At 62.5% G+C, this 1,203-nt stretch carries 1 protein-coding gene; it reads right to left on the bottom strand.

Going from position 1 to position 1,203, the window contains the following annotated elements:
• Positions 1–4: 4 nt before the first annotated feature.
• Entirely contained in the window at positions 5–1,198 is a 1,194-nt protein-coding gene (gene tuf / locus AC07Y4_RS32945) for an elongation factor Tu (RefSeq protein ID WP_062478858.1), read from the bottom strand.
• Positions 1,199–1,203 lie beyond the last annotated feature (5 nt).

Raw genomic sequence — 1,203 nt, forward strand, 5'->3', positions numbered from 1 at the left:
CGGCTTAGATGTCGAGGATCTTGGCCACGACGCCCGAACCCACGGTACGGCCGCCTTCACGGATGGCGAAGCGCAGGCCTTCTTCCATCGCGATCGGATTGATCAGCTTGACGGTGATGCTGACGTTGTCGCCGGGCATGACCATTTCCTTGTCCGCGGGCAGCTCGATCGCACCGGTCACGTCCGTCGTGCGGAAGTAGAACTGCGGACGGTAGTTGTTGAAGAACGGCGTGTGACGGCCGCCTTCGTCCTTGGACAGGACATACACCTCGGCGGTGAAGTGCACGTGCGGCTTGATCGAGCCGGGCTTGCACAGCACTTGGCCGCGTTCGACTTCTTCGCGCTTCGTGCCGCGCAGCAGCACGCCGACGTTGTCGCCAGCTTGACCTTGGTCCAGCAGCTTGCGGAACATTTCCACGCCGGTGCAGGTGGTCTTGACGGTGGGGCGGATACCGACGATTTCGATTTCTTCGCCGACCTTGATCACGCCGCGCTCGACAGCGCCGGTCACCACGGTGCCGCGACCTGAGATCGAGAACACGTCTTCCACGGGCATCAGGAACGTGCCGTCCACAGCGCGCTCAGGCGTGGGGATGTACGTGTCCAGGGCTTCGGCCAGCTTCATGATGGCGCCTTCGCCCAGATCGCCCTTGTCGCCTTCCAGGGCGAGCTTGGCCGAGCCGTGGATGATGGGGGTGTCGTCGCCGGGGAATTCGTACTTGTCGAGAAGTTCGCGAACTTCCATTTCGACCAGCTCGAGCAGTTCCTTGTCGTCGACCATGTCGCACTTGTTCAGGAACACGATGATGTAGCCCACGCCCACCTGGCGAGCCAGCAGGATGTGTTCACGGGTCTGGGGCATCGGGCCGTCAGCGGCCGAGCACACCAGGATGGCGCCGTCCATCTGGGCAGCGCCGGTGATCATGTTCTTCACGTAGTCGGCGTGGCCGGGGCAGTCCACGTGTGCGTAGTGGCGGTTGGCCGTTTCATACTCGACGTGCGCGGTGTTGATCGTGATGCCGCGGGCCTTTTCTTCAGGCGCTGCGTCAATCTGGTCGTAAGCCTTGGCTTCGCCGCCGAACTTGGCCGACAGCACGGTGGCGATCGCAGCCGTCAGCGTGGTCTTGCCGTGGTCAACGTGACCGATCGTGCCCACGTTCACGTGCGGCTTGGTGCGGGTGAATTTACCTTTTGCCATTTTTC

The sequence above is a fragment of the Variovorax sp. GW460-12-1-14-LB1 genome (genome assembly GCF_059423605.1).